This window comes from Candidatus Accumulibacter vicinus (assembly GCF_000584955.1).
Lineage (GTDB): Bacteria > Pseudomonadota > Gammaproteobacteria > Burkholderiales > Rhodocyclaceae > Accumulibacter > Accumulibacter vicinus.
In genome coordinates, this window is the sequence record NZ_JDSS02000039.1 from 1 (window position 1) to 1,931 (window position 1,931).

Below are 1,931 nucleotides of genomic sequence, written 5' to 3' on the forward strand. Positions count from 1 at the left end.
GATGCGCGATAAAAAACAACCTCATCCTTGATTTGACGGCATCCGGCGGATCGCGGATTACGAGTTGCCGGTTATTCCAATTTACGGAGATAAAAAGGCTCATTTAAGCACCTGCGCGATTAACTCAGGGTGACTGACGATCCACGTCATTAACGAAGCAATGGCGGCAGTAAACATCCCCACTAGCCAGGTATTCCATTTCCAGAGCGCGCTGATTTCGCTTTGCAGCTTGACGATAATCGTGGCATGTTCGGAATTCTGGCGGCGCGCCATGTCCATGAACTCATAGAAATTAGCGCGATCTGCACCTTCTTTTTCATCGTGTTCGAGAAACTTCTCGTTGAACGCGGCAATCCGCTCCAGCATGGCGGCCTGATTCGCTTGAATGATTGCCCCATTGCGCAGCGACTCCTCGAATGAAGCCTGCAATCGGCTAACTGCCGCACTGATCTCGGCAAACCGATTAACTTGTTCGTTATCAAGGCGACGGCGTAGCGAATCCATTTCAATGGTCGTCATCCCGGCGTCCTTAGCGCGTAAACCGCGATAAAGCCATTGTTGGACTGCGCTTGAGCCACGAGCCAGGTCGCCGCCGGAACGGCGGTGAGAACGGTATCGCCTATCTTCAGATCGGCGCTGGCCGCTACGGTCAGGGTGTGGCGTTGCTCCATCCGCTCGCCAAATTCACCGACCGGCGCCAGTTCGGTTCGAAGGATGCCGCGCAGCGTCAGGTCGGGCGCGCCCACGCGGATGCGCGTCAGGGGGCCGCCCAACCCTTGCAGCGTCGTATCGGCGTTACTGGTGAACGTGGCGATCAGCGCGGGATTCATGCGATTAAGCGACCGTGCCCACGCCCATATTGAGCATCACCCATCCCGTTGTAGCGGCGCTGCCCGCAGCGGCGGCGGCGACACAGCAGTTTGAAATATCGCCGGTCGCCGGGGTGGCGGTGCCAACATCAAACTTTCCGGCGCTCACATCCCAGAGCAGTTTCGCGCCCTGCGCCCACGCCGCGCCGGTTGCTTTGGGCAGATTAAACACGCCCGACAGTTTCACGCTGCCGACGCCGCTGGTCGCGGGAATATCCACCAGCGCCACGCCGATCAGGTTGCCGATAGCCACCACCGATCCAGCGGCAATCGCGCTGCCGGTATTGGCATAATCAATCACATCGCCGTCCATCACGTATTTTGTCGTCATTACCGATTCTCCTTATAGAGGTAGTGGTTATTACGGATTACGCGCCGGTGTTGTAGTACGCGCCGACGTAATCCACCACATTGACGCCATAGTCATGCCGAATCAGCCACAACACGCCGTCCACGTTTTGCTGTTCAATCCGGTCGCTGAATGGGGTCTGTTGGCCGTTGAGGAACAGCACCTCGAAGGTGGGGAACTGCGCCGGGTCGGCCAGCAGATACCAGCCGGTGCCGGTCAGATACGGGGTATCTACGATGGCCGAGAAGATGCCGCGCGTAATGTTGGCGCGTTGCAGCTTATTGGCGGTGTCCGGGTCATATTCCGACTCATTAGCCACTCGCGCTGCGCCCGCTTTCGCCACGGGGCAGAGCAGAATGAACGGCTCGGTGATGCCGATGTAGTCGTTGCCGCTGCGGTCTTTTTGCAGCTTGATCGCGGTGCGGGCTGCGTCCAGGCTGGTCATGGTGATCGCGGCGGCGCTGCCGCTCGTGTGGTAGTTGCCGTGGTTGGCGTGAAACAGAGCAGTGCTGTCGCTGTCGAGGGTCGGGTTGCTGGTCAGCAAGGCGTAAGCGTCGGCTTCGATACTGCGAGCGGCGGCGCGGGCCAGCATTTGTCCCAGCCGGACGAACGCGCCCAGGTCGTCGTTGATAACCGCCTGGCGGGTCAGGGTGATGGTGTTGGCCTTGGTGCCAATGATCACCGTTTCGGCGGTCGCGTCCGGGATCGCCTTG

3 protein-coding genes and 1 pseudogene are annotated in these 1,931 nt (G+C 59.2%); all 4 read right to left on the reverse strand.

Annotated features, from left to right (window positions below; all coding sequences use genetic code 11):
- Nucleotides 1–99: 99 nt before the first annotated feature.
- Nucleotides 100–519: a hypothetical protein gene (locus CAPSK01_RS17300; protein WP_034929644.1), complete on the reverse strand. Its 420-nt coding sequence runs from the start codon at nt 517–519 to the stop codon at nt 100–102.
- Nucleotides 516–830 (reverse strand): hypothetical protein, encoded by a 315-nt coding sequence (locus tag CAPSK01_RS17305; RefSeq protein WP_034929647.1) that lies wholly within the window; start codon nt 828–830, stop codon nt 516–518. Before CAPSK01_RS17305 ends, CAPSK01_RS17300 begins: the two co-directional genes overlap by 4 nt.
- A gap of 4 nt (nt 831–834) precedes the next feature.
- Entirely contained in the window at nt 835–1,200 is a 366-nt protein-coding gene (locus tag CAPSK01_RS17310; RefSeq protein ID WP_034929650.1) for a DUF2190 family protein, read from the reverse strand.
- A gap of 37 nt (nt 1,201–1,237) precedes the next feature.
- Nucleotides 1,238–1,931 (reverse strand): annotated as a pseudogene (locus CAPSK01_RS17315) (Clp protease ClpP); the annotation flags it as partial.